Source organism: Saccharothrix sp. ST-888 (genome assembly GCF_000955975.1).
In the GTDB taxonomy this organism is placed as follows: Bacteria; Actinomycetota; Actinomycetes; order Streptomycetales; family Streptomycetaceae; genus Kitasatospora.
Genome location: NZ_JYJF01000445.1, coordinates 1 through 381 on the forward strand (window position 1 = coordinate 1; position 381 = coordinate 381).

Annotated in this window: 1 protein-coding gene; it reads right to left on the reverse strand. The window is 63.8% G+C overall.

The window, feature by feature from the left end; all coding sequences use genetic code 11:
• A partial coding sequence (locus tag UK12_RS45290) for a hypothetical protein (RefSeq protein WP_442973914.1) occupies nt 1–150 on the reverse strand: 150 nt, incomplete at its 3' end.
• Nucleotides 151–381: the final 231 nt, after the last annotated feature.

Consider the following 381-nt stretch of genomic DNA (forward strand, 5'->3'; position numbering starts at 1 on the left):
GTAGCACTCCCAGTCCCGGGTGGGGCCGCAGATCTTCTCGCAGAAGAGCCCGTCTTTTTCCGGCTTCAGGGTGCGGTAGTTGATGGTCTCCGGCTTCTTGACCTCGCCGTGCGACCACTGGCGGATGTCGTCGGCCGTGGCCAGGACAATACGGAGCTCGTCGAAGAAGTGGACGTCAAGAACTGGTCGTGAAGCCCATCCCTCCTGTGCTCCCTGCTGGGCCTGTCGGCGAAATGACTGAACAAGTCCGTCTCCCTCACCGCCTACATGTTCTCCTCGGTGGACCCCGCACCTCGGCCGCCCCAGCCCACGTCCCTGGCGTCGCACGTCACGGTCAGGCGCTAGCAGATCGCGTGCGGTCGCGACTTCAACCTGATGTCC